This is a genomic window from Lewinella sp. W8 (assembly GCF_004375085.3).
Classification (GTDB): Bacteria; Bacteroidota; Bacteroidia; order Chitinophagales; family Saprospiraceae; genus Neolewinella.
In genome coordinates, this window is sequence record NZ_SNAQ03000020.1 from 48,394 (window position 1) to 66,832 (window position 18,439).

The 18,439-nt window shown below is 52.7% G+C and carries 16 protein-coding genes; all 16 read left to right on the plus strand.

What is annotated here, in order from left to right:
* The first annotated feature begins 12 nt into the window (after positions 1-12).
* Positions 13-1,164, plus strand: a complete 1,152-nt coding sequence (locus E1J53_RS19520; RefSeq protein WP_134274054.1) for a glycosyltransferase family 4 protein — start codon at positions 13-15, stop codon at positions 1,162-1,164.
* Complete coding sequence (locus E1J53_RS19525) at positions 1,157-2,668, plus strand: O-antigen polymerase (protein ID WP_134274052.1); 1,512 nt, start codon at positions 1,157-1,159, stop codon at positions 2,666-2,668. Before E1J53_RS19520 ends, E1J53_RS19525 begins: the two co-directional genes overlap by 8 nt.
* On the plus strand, positions 2,655-3,569 hold the full coding sequence (locus E1J53_RS19530) for a sulfotransferase (protein WP_154640250.1): 915 nt from the start codon (positions 2,655-2,657) through the stop codon (positions 3,567-3,569). Before E1J53_RS19525 ends, E1J53_RS19530 begins: the two co-directional genes overlap by 14 nt.
* Positions 3,566-4,717: a glycosyltransferase gene (locus tag E1J53_RS19535; RefSeq protein WP_134274048.1), complete on the plus strand. Its 1,152-nt coding sequence runs from the start codon at positions 3,566-3,568 to the stop codon at positions 4,715-4,717. The genes E1J53_RS19530 and E1J53_RS19535 overlap by 4 nt, the downstream gene beginning before the upstream one ends.
* Positions 4,714-5,895, plus strand: a complete 1,182-nt coding sequence (locus tag E1J53_RS19540; RefSeq protein ID WP_134274046.1) for a glycosyltransferase — start codon at positions 4,714-4,716, stop codon at positions 5,893-5,895. Before E1J53_RS19535 ends, E1J53_RS19540 begins: the two co-directional genes overlap by 4 nt.
* 29 nt (positions 5,896-5,924) lie before the next feature.
* A complete protein-coding gene (locus tag E1J53_RS19545; RefSeq protein ID WP_134274044.1) occupies positions 5,925-6,872 on the plus strand; it encodes an SDR family oxidoreductase in 948 nt (315 codons plus the stop codon).
* 219 nt (positions 6,873-7,091) lie between these two features.
* Positions 7,092-8,204 carry a glycosyltransferase family 4 protein gene (locus tag E1J53_RS19550; protein WP_173021571.1) on the plus strand — a complete coding sequence of 371 codons (1,113 nt, stop codon included), beginning with the start codon at positions 7,092-7,094 and terminating at the stop codon, positions 8,202-8,204.
* Positions 8,205-8,207: 3 nt separating this feature from the next.
* A complete protein-coding gene (locus E1J53_RS19555; RefSeq protein WP_134274040.1) occupies positions 8,208-9,407 on the plus strand; it encodes a hypothetical protein in 1,200 nt (399 codons plus the stop codon).
* A 334-nt stretch (positions 9,408-9,741) separates the two neighbouring features.
* Positions 9,742-10,236: a T9SS type A sorting domain-containing protein gene (locus tag E1J53_RS19560; protein WP_134274038.1), complete on the plus strand. Its 495-nt coding sequence runs from the start codon at positions 9,742-9,744 to the stop codon at positions 10,234-10,236.
* Position 10,237: 1 nt separating this feature from the next.
* Entirely contained in the window at positions 10,238-11,146 is a 909-nt protein-coding gene (locus tag E1J53_RS19565) for a hypothetical protein (protein WP_134274036.1), read from the plus strand.
* A gap of 114 nt (positions 11,147-11,260) precedes the next feature.
* The gene (locus E1J53_RS19570) at positions 11,261-12,817 is read left to right on the plus strand and encodes a hypothetical protein (protein ID WP_134274034.1); all 1,557 of its coding nucleotides are present in this window, start codon (positions 11,261-11,263) and stop codon (positions 12,815-12,817) included.
* A gap of 104 nt (positions 12,818-12,921) precedes the next feature.
* The gene (gene pseB / locus E1J53_RS19575; protein WP_134274032.1) at positions 12,922-13,947 is read left to right on the plus strand and encodes a UDP-N-acetylglucosamine 4,6-dehydratase (inverting); all 1,026 of its coding nucleotides are present in this window, start codon (positions 12,922-12,924) and stop codon (positions 13,945-13,947) included.
* Positions 13,940-15,142 carry a UDP-4-amino-4,6-dideoxy-N-acetyl-beta-L-altrosamine transaminase gene (pseC, locus tag E1J53_RS19580; protein ID WP_134274030.1) on the plus strand — a complete coding sequence of 401 codons (1,203 nt, stop codon included), beginning with the start codon at positions 13,940-13,942 and terminating at the stop codon, positions 15,140-15,142. The genes pseB and pseC overlap by 8 nt, the downstream gene beginning before the upstream one ends.
* The gene (pseF, locus tag E1J53_RS19585; RefSeq protein ID WP_134274028.1) at positions 15,135-15,812 is read left to right on the plus strand and encodes a pseudaminic acid cytidylyltransferase; all 678 of its coding nucleotides are present in this window, start codon (positions 15,135-15,137) and stop codon (positions 15,810-15,812) included. Before pseC ends, pseF begins: the two co-directional genes overlap by 8 nt.
* On the plus strand, positions 15,809-17,347 hold the full coding sequence (locus tag E1J53_RS24730) for a bifunctional UDP-2,4-diacetamido-2,4,6-trideoxy-beta-L-altropyranose hydrolase/GNAT family N-acetyltransferase (protein ID WP_134274026.1): 1,539 nt from the start codon (positions 15,809-15,811) through the stop codon (positions 17,345-17,347). The genes pseF and E1J53_RS24730 overlap by 4 nt, the downstream gene beginning before the upstream one ends.
* Positions 17,344-18,402 (plus strand): pseudaminic acid synthase, encoded by a 1,059-nt coding sequence (pseI, locus tag E1J53_RS19595; RefSeq protein ID WP_134274024.1) that lies wholly within the window; start codon positions 17,344-17,346, stop codon positions 18,400-18,402. Before E1J53_RS24730 ends, pseI begins: the two co-directional genes overlap by 4 nt.
* The last annotated feature ends 37 nt before the right edge of the window (positions 18,403-18,439 follow it).

The following is an 18,439-nucleotide window of genomic DNA, read 5'->3' on the forward strand; positions in this document are numbered from 1 at the left end:
CAAGACTAAAAGTTGAGCAAAGAAATAACGGTGCTCTATGTTTTCTTCCAGCTTCCCCAGAAAGCGAACGGGGGCATCAGTAGCCTGGTAGAAATAATAAAGGGGGATTCCGCTGACCAAAGTATAGTGGTTACCCAGCTGGAAACTCCCCTGAATGCACAATTGCGATCACTTGGGATTAAAGTGCTGGTGTTGCCTCAAGAATTTGTCGGGGGAGGAATTTGGCGAAAGATAAAATTTTCATTTCACCTAAAAAGAATATTAGGCGGCCAAAAAATATCGGTACTGCATACGAATGATATTGCCTCCTTTTTACACATTTTTCCGATTGCCATGCTGAAGCGATGGCGGATCGTCCATAATATCCGTGGTGTTAAAATTCCTTCTCAAAAGTATGGTTGGCATTGGGCCTTACTGAGCTTTAGTCAACGAATAGTTTCACTTAGTAATGAGATGGAAAAAGAGCTAAGGAACCGTTTGCCGATTCCTAGGTTTATGTCCGCTAAACAACTATTCTCTCATGTATACAGTATCGTCGATTTTACCCGGTTCTATCCGGTAGGAAGTCAGGAAAAAAAGGTAGCATTGAGAAGGCAGTTGGGGTTGTCCGAATCGGAAAGTATCGTGCTTTTCGTGGCAAGATTTTGGTCGCTCAAGCAGCAATTAGAATACTTGCGGGCATTAACAAATGAAGGTGCCAGGTTCGTAACTGTTTTTGTCGGTGATTTCCACCCCGACGAAGATGAGTATGCTAAAAAGTGCGCTGCAGTAATCGAGCAATTACCCGGTGGGCAATGTGTGACCGTCGGATTCGCCCAACGCGTAGAAGACTACTACCGCGCCGCCGACCTGGTGGTCGTGCCCACCGAACGAGAAGGCATGGCGCGTTGTATGATCGAGGGACTGGCCAGCGGTCTTCCCGTCGTCAGCTTCGATGTGTGTTCCGCCCGGGAAATCCTGGAAGGACATGACTGCGGTATCGTCATTGGGCAAGGGGACTACCCCGGACTCTTTTCGGCCCTGAACCGCCTGGCGGATGATGCTGGCTTACGCGCGGCCATGGGCAAAAGAGGTGCGGTCACGGCCCGACGATTATTCGATAAGGAAACAGCCCTGGCGGCCTACCGAAAACTCTACCACGAGCTAACCGAACGGAATGGATAGGGCCCTTCCCCGAAGCGTGACGGATAGTAATCCTTTTGTGGAAATCTCGGTCTGGACTCGCCTGCTCCTGGTGGGATACATTCTGTTGTACCGCGTCTGCTTGCCGGGGATCGAATACCTGGTCTACGATCAGCGGCCGCTGGTGATCCTCCGCTGGGGCAGCAATTTGCTTTTCGTCTTGCTGCTGTTCGGCCCGCTGCTGTTTTACCAGCGCGGTAAGTTAGGATGGCTCCATCCCTTTATCCTGCCCGGCTTAATCGGGATCGCCAGTTCACTGGCCAAGAACTTCTGGTCCCTTTTGACCCCATTCTACTTTCGGGTTCCGGAGTCTTTTTCGTTTGTGGGCCTCGAACACTTCTCCCAGACGGAACTGGCCTGGACGGTGGTCAGGCACGACTGGATCGCCATCATGGGGCTCGTGGCCTATTACCTGAGTTTCCTGCTGGCCCGGCGGCTAAAGGTTCCCAGGCTCCGCATCCTTCCGCCGTCCCGACTATCCCTCAGACTGTTCTTCGGGGGGCTGATCGGTTTGGCCGCCGCCTACCTGATCATCAGCCGAAATGGTGGCGTGGAAGCCACCATCCTGGGCCTGGCGGGTGGCCGCTTTCGCTTCCGGGAAAAAATTGGCGGGGGCCACCTCATCGTGTTGACGGAGTTTTTGAAGTACGCCTGGCTTATCTGGTTCGCTTACCGGCCCCGGGCCAGGTTCAACCCCCTGTTCTGGATGTACGTTTTGGGTAGCCTGGCCGTAATCTTCGTGGTCTCGGGATCCCGCTCCGGCATACTATTTCCCCTGATTTTTCTGGGACTGATTTACGTCATTCACACCAGAAAAATACCTACGCTGACCATTGGAGTGGCCGCTTTTGTCGGGGTCATCATGGTCGGCATACTGGGACAAATTCGTTCTGCAGGAAACCGAGGAGATGCGATTTCGCTGGAGCTGCTCACGGAAACCAGCATTTCGGAGAAGCTTGAATTGACCTCCGCTGAGGTTGAGGACCGGATCAATGGCAATATGATGGTGGTCGGAAAGGCCATGGACCAGGTGGGGCCGCTGTGGGGACGGACCTATCTGGCGGGAGTCTTCTTTTGGGTCCCCCGGGCCATCTGGAAAAACAAGCCCCGGGGTGCCGGGGCCTACGCGGGCAATATTCTGTACTACGGACGTTCGCTGGAAAGAAACAGCTTTGGCGGCGATGCCCTCGGTATTCCGGTTAGTGGTTACTACGAAGCCTACTGGAATTTCTGGTACCCGGGGGTGGTGCTGATCGCCGTACTGTTTGGACTGCTTCATCGGTTCTCTACCAACGTATTCCTGAAAAACCGGGGGAAGCCCCTGGTGTGGGTAGTGTACCTGCTTGTCGTAGGCTTTACGTCCATGGCCACCAGGTCAATCGTGGATTTCGCCCAGGGCATCAGCATTATAGTATTGATCGCCCTGTTGTGTTACCTGTGGCGGCCAGGGATAATTTATCAGGCTATTTCCCTTGATCGAAAATAACGATACCATTCCCCTGTTCCTCGGCGGTGCCCCCAAGTGCGGCACCAGCAGCCTGTTTGCGGCCCTGGCGGATCACCCCGAAATCACCGGCTCGGAACCCAAGGAAACCTTTTACTTTCTGGATGCGGGACACCCGCTCCTGGCGCGGGAGGGTAACGTGCATGCTGCGGGGCCTCTCGGTCATCAGCGGTACTTTTCCCCGCGCGGAAAGACCAGTTTTCTCCTGGATGGCACTACTCACCTGCTCTTCCAGCAGCACATGCCCGAAGTGTTGGCCGAAGCGTTTCCCTCGGCCCGGTTCCTGTTTATTCTCCGGAACCCCATCGAACGACTGCGGTCTTCCTTCGCCTACACGGAAAATAATCTGGGGCGCCTGCTGAAACCCATCAGTTTTGCGGAATTCGTCGGGCGCGCGCTCCGGGGGGAAGTAGCGGAGCTTGAGAAGATGCTGGCGCCGGGAGCTTCCCGTTACGTATTACCGCGGGATCTTTCCTACGGCCGCTACGATCATTACTTGGCTAATTGGTACGATCATTTTCCCCGAGAACAGATCAAATTGGTCACCTACGAGGCCTACCGGGAAGATTCCGTTGCGGTGGTTAAGGACATCATCCACTGGTTACAACTCGAAGATTCACTCCCCCAAAAGGAAGTTCCCCGGCGCAATCGCACGGTGACGATTCGGGCCAGGAGCCTGCACCGGTGGGTGACCAAGCTTTCTACGCTGGTCCCCGCTGGCGCCGTGAAAAGGCGCCTGAAATCGGCCTATCTGGCCCTCCAGGCGGCTCCCCCGACGGAATATCCGCTCCCGGAGGAACTCCGTGAACAACTCCGAACCTATTATTCCCCTACGGTCACGGCCCTGCGGGAAATGTACGGACTACAAACCAACTGGTCATGAGCGTGACCACAGAAGCTCGCCGCCGCATTGCCTTCGTGTGCTCCCGTTTCGGAGGGGGCGGCGCGGAAAAGCATCTGCTGCGCATCCTCAACGCCGCCGATCACCGTCGCTACGACGTTCATCTGATCCTGACGCGGGACGGAGGGAACTACGAGCAGTTTTTGCGGGATGACATCACCGTCCATCATTTGTCGCGGGGCATCGGTTCGTCTACCCTGGCCCTCGCGCTAGGGTACGGAAAGCTCTCCGGACTCGTCGCGAAAATCACCCCCGATCTGGTGGTTTCCTTCATGGACCGTCAGAACGTCATGGTGGCCAGGGCCCTGGGGAACGGTAAAATCCCCTTCGTGCTGTGCTGTCAGAACATGCCCTCGAAAAGCCTCGCGGACGGCGGCTGGATGGGGCGCTGGCATCTGCGGCAGTTGGCCAAATTGTATCCCCGTTGCGCGCGCCTGATTTGTATTTCCCGGGGGGTGCAACGGGATGTGCGTCGCCTGACGGGCATGCCCGATCACAAAACTCCGGTGGTCTACAATGCCGGGTATGACGAGGCGATCCATACGCTGCAATTTGAGGGTGAGGAACAGCCAAAAAACACAAATTTCCGGATGGTCGCCTGTGGCCGGCTGACGACGCAGAAGGGCTTTGATTTACTTTTACGGGCGCTAGCGCAGGTGCCGGGCATTACGGAAATGCGCCTGGATATTCTCGGGACGGGCCCCGACGAGGACGCCCTGAAGGAACTGCGGGATGACCTCGGACTCAGCCAGGTGGTCAATTTCCTGGGTTTTCAGTCCAACCCCTATCCCTTCTTTCGCCGGGCGGACCTCTTCGTGTTGTCCTCCCGCTGGGAGGGCTTCGGAAACGTCATCACCGAAGCGATGGCCTGCGGGACGCCAGTCTTGTCCACCAACTGCCCGGCGGGTCCCGACGAAATTATTACCCACGGGCACTCGGGCTGGTTGGTGGAAACGGAAAACGTGGCGGCCATTGCCGAAGGCATCCGCACCCTGGCCAGTGACCCGGAGCTGCGGGCAAAGCTGGGCCGAAACGGAAGCGTCCGCAGCGCCGACTTCTCTCCGGCGACCATCAGCCGGCAGTACTTTGATCAGTTTGACCAAATAATCAGCGGGGAGCAGGGATCTTGAAAATAGCCCACTTCTACGATCATACCTATTACCGGCACGGCTCCGCCGTGTACAGCAGTGGCGCCTTTACGGTTTCGTCCTGGTCCCGTTACCTTTCGGTATTTGACGGCCTGACGGTGGTGGCCAATCTGGGGGAAGAGACCACCGAAGTAGAACGCTTAAATCGGGTGGATGCTCCGGGCGTCAGCTTCCACTTCCTCCCGAACGCGCGCGACCCCCTCAATTTCCTGCGCTACCAGCTCGGTAGCGTAAGGGAGCTGCGGGACATCATCGAAGCGCACGACGTGGTGGCGGTCCGCCTCCCCAGTGAAATTGGCCTGTTCGCCATCCAGTACGCGAAGCGCATCGGTAAACCCTACGCCGTCGAGGTCGTCGGTTGCGTCTACGACGCCTACTGGAATCATGGCTCCCTGAAGGGAAAGATGATGGCCTGGCCCTCCTTCTGGGCGATGCGCCGGGCAATCCGTAACGCCCCCCACGCCATTTACGTGACGGAGCGCTTCCTGCAAAATCGCTACCCGACCAGGGGGCGGCAGGCCCACGCCTCCAACGTCGACTTAGCCGTAGATACCACCGGAACCGTGCTGGAACAGCGGCTACGGAAAATCCGATCGGGTAGGGGAGAAGTGCTGAATTTTGGCTTGATTGGTTCTTCCAATGTCCGTTTCAAGGGGCATAGGGAAGCCGTGCTTGCCCTGGCGGCCCTTGCTCGGAGAGGCGTTCGGGCGAAACTGCACCTGGTCGGTCCGGGAGAAACGGGTTGGCTCCGGGAAATTGCCCGGGCGCAGGGTGTCACGGACGCTTTGACGTTACACGGCAAGCTGCCCGCAGGTAAGCCCATCCTGGATTTCCTGGATGGGCTTGATCTATACGTTCACCCCTCCCGGCAGGAGGGCCTGCCCCGCACCGTAATTGAGGCCATGACCAGGGGACTCCCCGTGGTGGCCTCCTCCATCGCCGGGATTCCGGAATTGATTGAGCCGCAATTTCTGCATGAAGTCGGAGACGTGTCGGGGCTGGAGGAACTACTCCTGAAATACGCTGAAATGTCGACGGCGGAAGAGGAAGCCGTCGCCCGACGCAACTTCCAACATGCCACAAACTACGATCGTGACCAGTTAGAAGGACGAAGGATAGCGTTTTGGCGGGAAGTACGGAATACGGTAAACAGCCGATAATATTTAACGATTAAACAAAGTGCTCAAGCATGAAAATCCTGGTCACCGGCGGTGCCGGTTTTATTGGTAGCAACCTGGTCGCTTTCCTGCTTCGCCAGCCGGAAGTGGAACTGGTGCGGGTCCTGGACAATTTGTCCACCGGTAGCCGGGAAAATGTGGAGGAGTTCCTCGCGCACGAAAAGTATGAATTCCTTGAAGGAGACATTCGGAAATTTGAGGTCTGCCTGGAAGCCTGTCGGGGGATTGATCGCATTGCCCACCAGGCAGCGCTCGGTTCCGTCCCCAGGTCCCTGGAAAACCCCATGATGACCAATGAGGTCAACGTTGGCGGTACGGTCAATATATTCTACGCCGCCAAGGCGTCGGGGATTGACCGGGTGGTGTACGCCGCTTCTTCTTCCACCTACGGAGACTCCACGGAACTTCCGAAGGTGGAAGACCGGATCGGTAAACCACTCTCGCCCTACGCGGTGACCAAACTGGTTAACGAGCAGTACGCCGAAGTATTCAATATGGCCTACGGAACGGACTTCATTGGCCTACGCTACTTCAATGTCTTCGGTCCTCGCCAGAGTCCCCGTGGCGCCTACGCCGCGGTAATTCCCATTTTTTTCTCCCTGGCGCTCCGGGGCCAAAGCCCCACCATCAACGGCGATGGTTCCTTCAGTCGTGACTTTACCTTCATCGAGAATGTCGTCCAGGCCAATTACCTGGCGTTGACCACCAAAAATAAAGCTGCCCTCAACGAGGTGTACAATGTCGCCTTCGGTGCCCGCACGACGCTGAACGAACTCTGGGAAGGTATTCAGGAGGTTACCGGGACAACGGTTGGGGCAACTTATGGCCCGGAACGAAAGGGAGACATCCCCCACAGCCACGCCGATATTTCCAAGGCGAAAAGCTTGTTAGGCTACGCCCCCACTGTAGATATCCGTGAGGGACTAAGAAAGTCGCTGGAGTGGTACAAAAATTTATAGCTTACGCCGAGACCTACGAGCAGCATACCGGGCTTATGGCCCGGTATAGACGGCTCGGAGGACCGGCTATACTACCTTCTACAAAAGCGCTCCTCGGAGCTGTAGTGTTTACGCGACTAGTCTCGGCGACGGCGTGCAATGAGCTGCTCCGAGGTGTCGCGAAAGTTCTACCTGAACCGCCTACATCCAAAGGATATTCTTCCAAATATTAAGTCCGGCATGAGAATCGCACTCGTGGTCAATGCTGCCTGGAACGTGGTCAATTTCCGGATGCCCCTGTTGCGGGCCCTCCGGGATGCCGGGCATCAGTTGTTGGTCGTTTGTCCTGAAGACCCCGCCGTAGTGAGCATTAAACAGGAGGGCTTCCGGTTCCTACCCCTGACCACCCTCGAACGTAAGGGACAAAACCCCCTGACCGATATGCGCCTGCTGCGGGAACTCGCCCGCATATACCGTCAGGAGCAAATCGACCTGGCACTCCAGTATACCATTAAGCCCGTAATCTACGGCAGTCTTGCCGCCCCCCGCACCGGCACTCGGGTCATCAATACCATCACCGGGTTGGGCTATGCCTTCATCAATGACGGAATTACCCAAAAGATCGTCAAACGACTGTACCGCCTCGCGCTGGCCCGGGCTTATCGGACGTTCTTCCAAAACGAAGACGACCTGAACCTCTTTCAGCAACAGCGACTCATTGATCCCGGCAGCGCCCTGTTGGTGCCGGGTTCGGGGGTGAATACGCGCCACTTTGGGCTGACGGAAATCACCCCGGAACAGCAGCAAAGGGTACTCTTTATCGGGCGGTTGCTCGTGGATAAGGGCATTTATGAATTCGTGGAGGCCGCCTCCAGATTGAGAGAGAAGTATCCGGCACTGACCTTTACCGTTGTCGGGGCAATCGACCCTAATAATCCGGCGTCAGTGCCTTCGGCCGTTTTGGAACAATGGGTCAACGCGGGTATAATTGATTACCGGGGTCAGTTATCGGACGTTCGCACCGCGATTGCGGAAGCCGGTCTGGTGGTCTTGCCGAGCTACCGGGAGGGACTCCCCCGGGTATTGCTGGAAGCGGGAGCCATGGGGCGCCCCGTGGTAACCACCGACGTTCCGGGCTGCCGGGCGGTAGCCCGACCCGGCCTCAACGGTTGGATAGTGCCCCACAAACGAGCGGATAAACTGGCCGAAGCCATTGCCGTAGCCGTACAGCTGCCCCATTGGGAGTTCGTCCGCATCGGACTGAACGGTCGGAAGGTAATCGAAGATCACTATGCGGAGGAACACGTCATTGCGGTGTACCGGGAATTAATTGACGACCTGAACGCAGATTAGCGCGTGGCCTACCTTTTTCTGACCCAACGTTTTTCGTCAAGTACCGGAGTCGCTCACCGAAGGCTGAGCCATCTGGCCCGGGAAAAATCTCGTGAGGCGGAGGTCTTTGTTATCCATCCGGGTAAGGTAGAAGAAAACTACCCTCCCTCCATCCACCTGTGTGGCATTGAGGCCACCGATTTCCGGGGACTCATTCTTCACGACCCCCGGGGAATGATTGCCGCCGACCAAAAATCCCGCCCCCTCGTCCGCCACCTCCTGCGGTTGCGGCAGGCCTTTCCCTTTCTGTACCTGACCGATGATGGCGGCCCGATCTACCGGCGCCGGGCCTACGACCAGGCCTGCAAGTGGGTGGAAGCACACGGTATCCGGACCGTCTTTTCCTCCTTCCGGCCCTGGTCCGATCACCTGGTGGCGCGGCGCCTTAAGCGCCGCTACCCGCAGCTGCGGTGGATCGCCGATTTTCGCGACCTGCCCGTAGATCCGGTGCGCCAGGACGTCTGGTGGCCGGCACTGCAGCGTTGGTGGGGCAAGCGGATGATTGCTGCGGCGGACGAAGTATGGGTCGTCTCCTCAGGACAGGCCGCCCAGCTGCGGGGCTGGCACCCCCGGATCGAGGTGCACCGCAACGCCCTGCTGGAGCTCCCCCCGGAAAGGACGGCTCCCCGCACGGCCACCTTTGATATTGTCTACACCGGAAGCCTCTATCCGGGACTGCAAACCATCACGCCGCTCGTCGGGGCCATCAATCGCCTGGTGGAACAAAAAGAAGTGGAGGCCAGCGACCTCCGACTCGTGTACCGGGGCAAGGACGCGGCGGCCTGGACGGAATGGACCTCGGGGGTACCCTCCGGAGTGCTTTGCGATACGGCCGACATCATTGCACCCGCGTCCGCGCAAAAAATGCAACGTTCCGCTCAGGTCCTGTTGCTCCTCAACTGGGCTGCGCCGGGCTATTACGGGGTCCTGACCGCCAAACTTTGGGACTACCTGGCCACCGGTCGCCCCATCCTCGCCCTGGTGAATGGTCCGGCGGATCCGGAATTGGCGGATATTGTTCATGGCGCCAGCGCCGGTGCCGTGTTCGCCACCGCGGAGCAGCGCAAGCTGGAAGACTGGCTGCGGGAGGCTTACCGGACGTGGAAGCACGGCGGAAGTTTGCCCTGGACGGTGGATCGCGAGGCGCTGCGGCGATTCCGATGATTTGGGGAGAGGTTGAATTTTGGCTGGAAATTTGTGTATAGTTAAATTACAATCTGTGTAAATTTAATTTTACGGTTTTCTTCAGGTGATCATATTCCGTTTATTATCCTTGCGCACCTTCTGAAACCTTAGTAATTTATTGTATATTGCCGATCCACCATCGCTTGATACCCATTCTTTAGACACCTTCAACCATTCCCCATTTAAGTCCGTAAATACTTATTTAAGAGCCCATCGTGAATGGGGCTTGGATTTGTGTGTTGAATGTTAATTCGGAATCTTTTCTGATGGAATATAAAACACCTATTCCTGCACTAACCTCATCTAACCATCTATGAAACTTTCTTTTACCCTCCTCATCTTTATACTCTTTGCTGAGGCAGGGTTTTCCCAGGAAGGGGATTCTCAAGTAGTTTCTCCGGCGGGCGCGTCCTTTGAAGGAAAGGATGCCCAGTTGGATTGGACTCTTGGTGAACCAGCCACCCTGACCATCCGGCACGATAGCCGCCAGATCACTCAGGGATTCCATCAGCCCAACTTTCAAATTACGAGCCTTCGGGAATTTCCGGCTTCGATAGGGGCCATTAACGTTCTCCCGAATCCGACTTCCGGCAGAATGGACATGCAATTTTCCCTCCATCAAGCGGAAACGATCAGCATTCGTCTTTTTGATTTCCAGGGGCGAACGCTATGGCAAAAGGACGTTGCCGGTACAATATTTACGGAGACTACCAATATTTCCGCGCTACCCGCAGCAACCTACCTGCTCAATTTTTCCGTAAAGGGAACGCCATTTTCTCAAACCTTACGTATTCAAAAAATCAAGTAACGTGAAAGCAATTCACCTAATCATTCTCTTCACCCTATTTGTCGGATCGCTTTTCGCCCAAGCCCCTCAAGCCTTTAATTACCAGGGCGTCGCCAGAGATTTATCTGGTAATCCGCTACCTAATCAAGACATCCAGTTGAGAATAACGGTAAAGCTCGGAGATGTTGCGGGTACTGATGCCTACCAAGAAATCCATCAGGCCACGACTTCTGATCTGGGGCTCTTCAATTTACAAGTTGGCATGGGCACACCGACTATAGGCGACTTTAGTGGGATTAGCTGGGGAAGCAATCGTCATTACTTACAAATTGAAATGGACGAAGAAGGGGGTAATGATTTTGACCTTCTGGGCACCAGTGAACTTCTTAGTGTTCCTTATGCACTTTATGCAGAAAATGGCGGTGGACAATTCGAGGAAGTAGACTCTACTTACGTTACCCAGGGTGGTAGTGAATATACCTTGAGGGGGCTTCAATTCTCCGAAGGATTGTCTTCTATTTCCCTCTATCAGGTCGAAGAGCCAAGGCTATTCCACGATTTTTTCCCGCAGATCAAATTTGTTGACATCTCTCCCACCTGGGGCAGGTCCGCCTACAACATTAGCCTCATTACCCGAGAAGAATACAATAATGTTCCCACTCTGGAATTCATGGCAGGTATTCCTCAGGGGCAAACCAGGCATTTTGCTTTCCGTACTGCCGGAACCGCTAAGCTATTCATTCAGGGCAATGGCAATATTGGATTGAGTACCTCTGAACCTGCCTCCCGCTTACAGGTGGCAGACGGTGACATCTACATTGAAGACGTAAATCGGGGGGTGATCATGCGTTCCCCGAATGGTCAATGCTGGAGGATGACGGTAAACAACGCCGGGCAGCCGGAGATGACCGCAATTGCTTGTCCTGAATAACGCGGAAGGGCCGCAATGGTCCGTTAAATTGCTTTAGAGACTCCATTAGCTGATGGTAAAAACTTCTTTTTTCTGAGAACACTATTCCTTTCTGTGCAGGGCCCCCACAAGCGCATGCAGAAGACCGAATTTGAGATCATGCGCTCGAGGGTTTTATTAGGGGATGAAGTATGGGTTGTACGTTGCGGCGGAGGTTTATTGTCTTGTCGATACAATCTAATCCATCATCCAATCGACTGTGCAAAATGTGACGCCAATTGCACCGACTTGGCCAAGCTTTCGGGGGTGCCTCAAGACCGGATGATAACCCTGGATCATGGACTTACTCCTCCTCCGGGAAGCTTTGCGCTGCCCCAAACTACTGAGGAACTTTTAGCCTATGAGTTTGAAGGAGTTAATGTTGGGAGGGGAGTTGCTTCCACTCTGGTGTCTATGCTAAGAAACCATGATGTAGAACTGGAGGGGCGACATCGGCAAATCGTCGAAATAATGCTTCGGGCATCAATTTGCCTCGCCCGAAATGCGGACAAGATTTTACGGGATATTGCCCCGCAGAGAGTCTTCCTCTGGAATGGCCGGCACGTCCAGTGCCGGAGCATGATTGAGGTTTGTAATAAGATGGGCATTCCTTTTACCACTTATGAGGTAGGGGGTAAACCGGACACTTACCAAGTGTTTGAAAATGGTCTTCCTCACAGTATTCAGGTGCGGGACCGAATGGCGAATGCACTTTGGGGAAATACGGAGGTGGAAACCAGAGAAGCACTGGCTAACAATTGGTTTCGGGCCAAACGTATGGGCAAGAACCTGGATGATAAGGTTTATACCGGAGGGCAATCTAGTGGTGCGCTACCCCCAGAGTTTGACCCGCAGAAACGAAATCTCGTAATATTTAACTCGAGTGAGGATGAGATGAAAAGCATCGCCGAATGGCAGACGAATCTGTATGCCGATCAGAATGATGCCATCCGGCAGATCGCACAAGCAACTCTGGATTGGGAAGACTTCTCAATTTTTGTGCGAATCCACCCAAACCTGACGGGGTTAAAAAATCGACAAATGAGGGAACTGATGTCCTTCGATTTTCCTCACCTTTCGCTAATCGCAGGTGATGCCCCAGTGGATAGCTACGCGATTATGGAAGCTGCCGACGTGGTGCTATCCTTTGGGTCCACTATCGGAATCGAGGCTACCTATTGGGGGCGGCCAAGTATCCTTTATGGTAGGGCCTTTTATCAGGAACATGATGCAGTTTATCGGCCAGATAGCCTGAAGGGGCTACTCGTACTGTTGAAGACAGTTGACCTGCCACCGAAGGCAAAAAGTGCTACGCTGAAGTACGGGTTCTTTGTGAGTCAAAATGGGAAGCCTTACCAATTCATCGAATCCGTTTCTGGAGGTCTGGCCACGGCAGGGAAGAAACTGCCTACACTTCGTCCAATGTTTTTGCGGAAGCTGGTAAAATTTGTGCGTAGGCATGTTGGTATTTATCGCACGAACTTTTATTCCATTTTTAAGTCTAAAGCGCCTTCTTGGTACCAATACTCCCAAAGACCGCAGTTAAAGGATTTTTCTGATTTTGAACAGAAGTATTTGGAAAAGAAGCATTGGTCCTCTACAAATTTCTTAGAAGATTTTAGCGGTGATGGCGCTCCCCGGCTTAAGGAGTAAGCCGGTCAGGGGCGTTTCACGGGGAGGTAAAATCAACCGGAAGTGAAGCAATCAAAGACCTGTTTTGAGAAGGGACTCCTCGCTTCTTGACTATATTTGCCGGCATGAATAAACTTGATCTGACGGGCAAGTCAGTATTGATTACGGGAGGGACCGGCTCACTGGGCAAGGCCCTGACCCGTAGGATTTTTAGCGAATGGCCAGAGGTGGGCAGGTTGGTGATTTTTAGCCGCGACGAGCAGAAGCAGTTCCAAATGGCCCAGCAGTATCCTTCCGGCAAATACCCGGCTATTCGGTTCTTTATTGGCGACGTGCGGGATCGTGAACGCTTAGTACGTGCGATGCGAGGCATTGATTATGTCATCCACGCAGCGGCCATGAAACACGTTCATTTAGCCGAGTACAACCCTTCCGAGTGCATTAAAACGAACGTTGGGGGAGCAGAAAACGTGATTCACGCCTGCCTGGAAACTCAGGTAAGCCGCGTGGTCGCACTTAGCACGGACAAGGCATGTGCCCCGATAAATTTGTACGGCGCTACGAAGTTGACCAGTGATAAACTCTTCATCGCTGCTAACAACATTCGGGGAAAAAACCCTATCCGCTTCAGTGTCGTTCGGTACGGCAACGTTATGGGTAGTAACGGGTCGGTCATACCCTTCTTTCTTAAAAAGAGAGCCGATGGGTTTTTACCGATAACGGACCCGAGAATGACTCGCTTCAACATTAGCCTTGACGGTGGGGTTGATATGGTCTTTCATGCCCTTGCCAATGCCTGGGGAGGCGAAATTTTCATCCCAAAAATTCCCAGTTATCGGATTACGGATGTAGCAGAAGCAATTGGTCCAGAAATGGAGCACCCAATTGTGGGAATTCGCCCCGGAGAGAAGATTCACGAGGAAATGATTACGGCGTCTGACTCCTTCAATACCTACGATATGGGTAAGTATTACGTTATCCTCCCCACGTCCTCCGTTTGGAATCTCGAGGAGTTTAAGCAAGAGTTTGGCGCCAAATTAGTTCCTGCTGGCTTCAGTTATAACTCCGGAAGTAACACCGAATGGGTTAGCGTTGAAGAACTCCGTCAATTAATTCGCGATCATATTGACCCTACCTTCTCCCATGCCTGATCACTCCATCCCCTACGGCCGACAGCACATTACGGACGACGACATCGCGGCAGTTGCTGAAGCATTGCGGCACGACTATCTGACTACTGGCCCGGGAGTGGCCGCGTTTGAGCATGCTTTTGCGGACTACGTTGGGGCTAGGTACGCTGTGGCGGTGGCCAATGGCACCGCCGCCTTACACCTATGTACTCTGGCCTTAGGCGTAAAAGAAGGCCATCGGGTGATCACCAGCCCCATCACTTTTGCTGCGAGTGCAAACTGCGTGCGGTACTGCGGAGGTGAAGTCTGGTTTGCCGACATTGATCCCGATACGCTAACCTTAGACCTAACTCGAGTAAGGGAACTGATCGAAACCCATCCTCCAGGATTTTTTCACGGTATAATCCCCGTAGACTTTGCCGGCTATCCGGTTAATATGGAGGCATTCCGCGCATTAGCGGAGGAACATAACCTTTGGATTATTGAGGATGCCTGCCATGCCCCCGGGGGCTATTTTCACGATAGCGAGGGACAAAAGCAGCTCTGTGGTAACGGTCAGTATGCTGACCTGGCAATATTCAGCTTTCACCCCGTAAAGCACATCGCTTGTGGGGAAGGAGGAATGGTCACCACTAATGACCCCGCTCTTCATGAACAGCTTTTACAATTGCGGACGCACGGAATCACGCGGGACCGTTCCATATTTGTTGGGGAAGATCATGGTGGTTGGTATATGGAGATGCAGCAACTGGGCTACAATTACCGTATTCCAGACATTCTTTGTGCTTTAGGGCTAAGTCAGCTCAAACGAGCTGAAGCAGGTATGGCTCGTCGTCAGGAAATAGCCCGTTATTATGATTTAGCGTTTGCTGATCTGGGCGTAGCCGCAGGTGCTAAGCCTGATCCGGCGGTAAAGCTTATTTACCACGGTGTCCCCGAAGGAAATCTACTGCACGCTTTTCACCTTTACGTCATTGAGGTGGAAGATCGTAAAGGACTTTACGATTATCTGAGGAATCATGGTATTTACGCACAGGTCCACTATATCCCCGTTCATACCATGCCCTACTATCAGAAAATTGGTTACGAAGAAGCGGATCTTAAGGTTGCGGAGGCTTACTATTCCCGGGCATTAAGTCTGCCAATGTATCCATCACTGACGGAGGAAGAACAGCGTTTCGTTATTGAAACGATTGAGGCTTTTGTTAATGGATAAAATTTGCATAATTCCGGCTCGCGGTGGGAGCAAAAGAATACCCAGGAAGAATATTCGGTTGTTTTTGGGGAAGCCAATTATTGCTTATTCAATCGAGGCGGCCATCACTTCAAATCTATTTGATGAAGTGATGGTGAGCACTGATGATGAGGAAATCGCTCAGATCGCAAAAGGATTTGGTGCTGAGGTCCCATTTATGCGTAGCAAGAAAAACGCTGGAGATTTCTCAACGACCCTTGAGGTAATCGAAGAAGTACTCGACGACTACGTACACGATTTCAGTGAGGTTTGCTGCATCTACGCCACGGCACCTTTTGTCACCTCGTCCCTTCTCCGGTTAGCATATACTGAGTTTTCTAATAAAGGCTATGATAGCTGTTTCCCCGTAATTCCTTACGGTACCCCGATTCAAAGAGCACTTAAGCGGAGTGCTGAGGGAGAAACGGAAATGCTAGACCCCTCCAAGATGAATGCAAGATCGCAGGATTTAGAACCAGCGTATTTTGATGCAGGTATGTTTTATTGGCTAAGACCAGAGAAGGTGCTTCCCCAAAAAAGAATGTGGACTGATCATTCTGGAAGTATCGTTCTTTCTCCGCTTCAGGGACAGGATATCGATACCGAAGAAGACTGGAAGCTTGCAGAATTAAAATATCGATTACTTAGGTGAACGTAGCATCAAGAAAGCCAATCATCATTTTTCGTGCCGATGGTAATCGGTCAATGGGGCTTGGGCATCTGTATCGATCAGCGGCACTCGCAAGCATGTTGCGAAGTCATTTTTGGTGTGGATTAATCAGTTTCGGGGCACCGGTTGAAGTACTGGAGAGAATAAAGCTAAATTTTGATCATGTCGACCAGTTGGGTTTCGGGGATAAGGAAACTTTCATCCGTAAGCTTGCGGAAGATGAAGTTCTCGCGGATGGTGAGATTGTTGTCCTTGACGGATACCATTTTACCACAGATTTACAGGAATCTTTAGCGGTCGTTGGGAAAAAGGTTGTTTGTATCGATGATGTGTACCGCTATCATTTTACGGCTGATGTTATCATCAACCATTCTCCTTCAACCGATTTATCGGACAAGTATAGTCATGAGGACAAAACGGCTCTTGCTTTCGGATTAGATTTTGCACTTTTACGAGAACCATTTTTATTAGCTGCCCGAGAGGCAGCACCGGTAGCGCGCAGCGATCGATTTTACATGTGCTTTGGCGGGGCCGATCCACAAAATATCAGTACTCTACTCCTGAGCCGCTTGTCTGATCTTGGATTTGACAATCCCGTTGACGTGGTTTTGGGAGCATCTAATCCCTTTTTGCCGGAAGTACGCTTAGCCGCAGACCAGTATCCCGGTCCGGTTAAGATCCATCATAACCTGGGAGACGAGGAGATGATTGGACTTTACCAAGGCGCTCGACTAGCTTTTTTACCCGCCTCAACGACCATGTTAGAGGCCATCGCCTGTAAAGTACCCATCGTGATGGGCTATGCCGTTGACAATCAAATGGATATTTACCATGGTTTCCTTAACACGGAATTGTTTGCAGGAGTGGGCGACTGGAATAAACCGCAACGCCTCAAAGCAGCAATTGATCAGTGCCTTGCCGAAGACAGAGTGACCTATGGTACGAAGGTAGACCAACTTATCGATGGCTACAGTAACGTCAACCTCTCCGGCATTTTTAAGCAGCTGGCCGCTGGAGTAGAACCCATTGTTTGCCGAAGAGCAACAAAAATTGAAATGCATCAGTATTTCAAGTGGGCGAACGACCCAGTGGTGCGAAGCACGGCGGTAAAAACAGATGTAATAAGCTGGGAAGAACACACTAAATGGTTCAGCCGCAGGTTAGTAGATCAAGATTCCCTTTTGTTGTTTTTCTTGTACCGTAATCGCCCTTGCGGACAGATTCGATACGAAGTTTCCTCGTCGGGTAGTGCCATAGTCAGTATCAGCATTGACCCCGGTTTCAGGGGGCAACGACTGGCCAGCCGGATGCTGGCAATCGGACAAGAGCAATTTCATTCCCGGTTCCCCGAGATACCCTTAATCGTAGCGTACATCAGACCCGACAACCTTGCATCAAGAAAAACTTTCGAACGTGTTCAGTTTTCTCTCATAGAAGAAGTAAATCTGCGCGGCACCGACCTTTTGCGCTATGAAAGACGTGAACGGTCACTATCGGATAAAAACGATGAGTCATGAAAATAGGAAGATTCCAAGTAGGTGAAAATCATAGACCCTTCATCATTGCCGAAATGTCTGGTAATCATAATCAAGACATTAACCGGGCTAAAGCTCTGGTCAAAGCCGCCGCCGAGGCAGGTTGTCATGCTCTCAAATTGCAGACGTATACTGCTGATACAATGACCATTGATCACCGGGGCGGACTCTTTGATATCACCGACCCCGATAGTCTTTGGGCAGATCGGAACCTCTATGAATTGTACCAGGAGGCCCATACGCCATGGGAGTGGCATGAAGAACTGTTTACTTACGCTAACTCGTTAGGAATGGAAGCATTTTCCAGCCCCTTTGACGAAACGGCAGTAGATTTTCTGGAGTCTCTAAATGTTCCTGCGTATAAGATTGCCTCCTTTGAAAGTAATCACCATCCGTTACTCCGAAAGGTGGCGGCAACGGGAAAACCAGTGATTATCAGTAGCGGCACGTCCAAGCTGGATGAACTATATGAGAGTGTTCGGATTTTACGTGCCGCTGGTTCTGGGCCAATTTGTGTTTTGAAGTGTACCAGCACCTATCCCGCTACTCCTGAGAATACCAACCTCAAAACTATACCGGTCTTTAAGTCCGTTTTTCCGGATTGCGAAGTTGGACTTTCTGATCATACGATGGGGGTCGGGGTTGCCCTGGCCGCAGTTGCTTTGGGGGCCACCGTGGTGGAAAAACATTTCACCTTGCGTCGTGCCGATGGTGGTGTAGACAGTGCTTTCAGCATGGAGCCTGAAGAGTTGGCTCTCCTCGTTACAGAAACTGAGCGAGCATGGCAGGCATTGGGTGGGATACAGTTGGACACTCAAAAAGCAGAGGAAAAGAGCAGACAATTTAGAAGGTCTATTTATGTTGTAAAAGATATTCAGAAAGGAGAAATCATTACGCCAGAAAACGTTCGGGTCATTCGTCCCGGAGACGGATTACACCCAAGGTATTTCGACGAAATTCTTGGAAAGTTTGCTGGCACCCCATTGAAAAAAGGTGCACCACTTCGCTTAACTGACTTAAGCGGTACCCAGAATTAGACTTCCGATTTTCTTGAAGCAAATAGTTGTTTAGGTT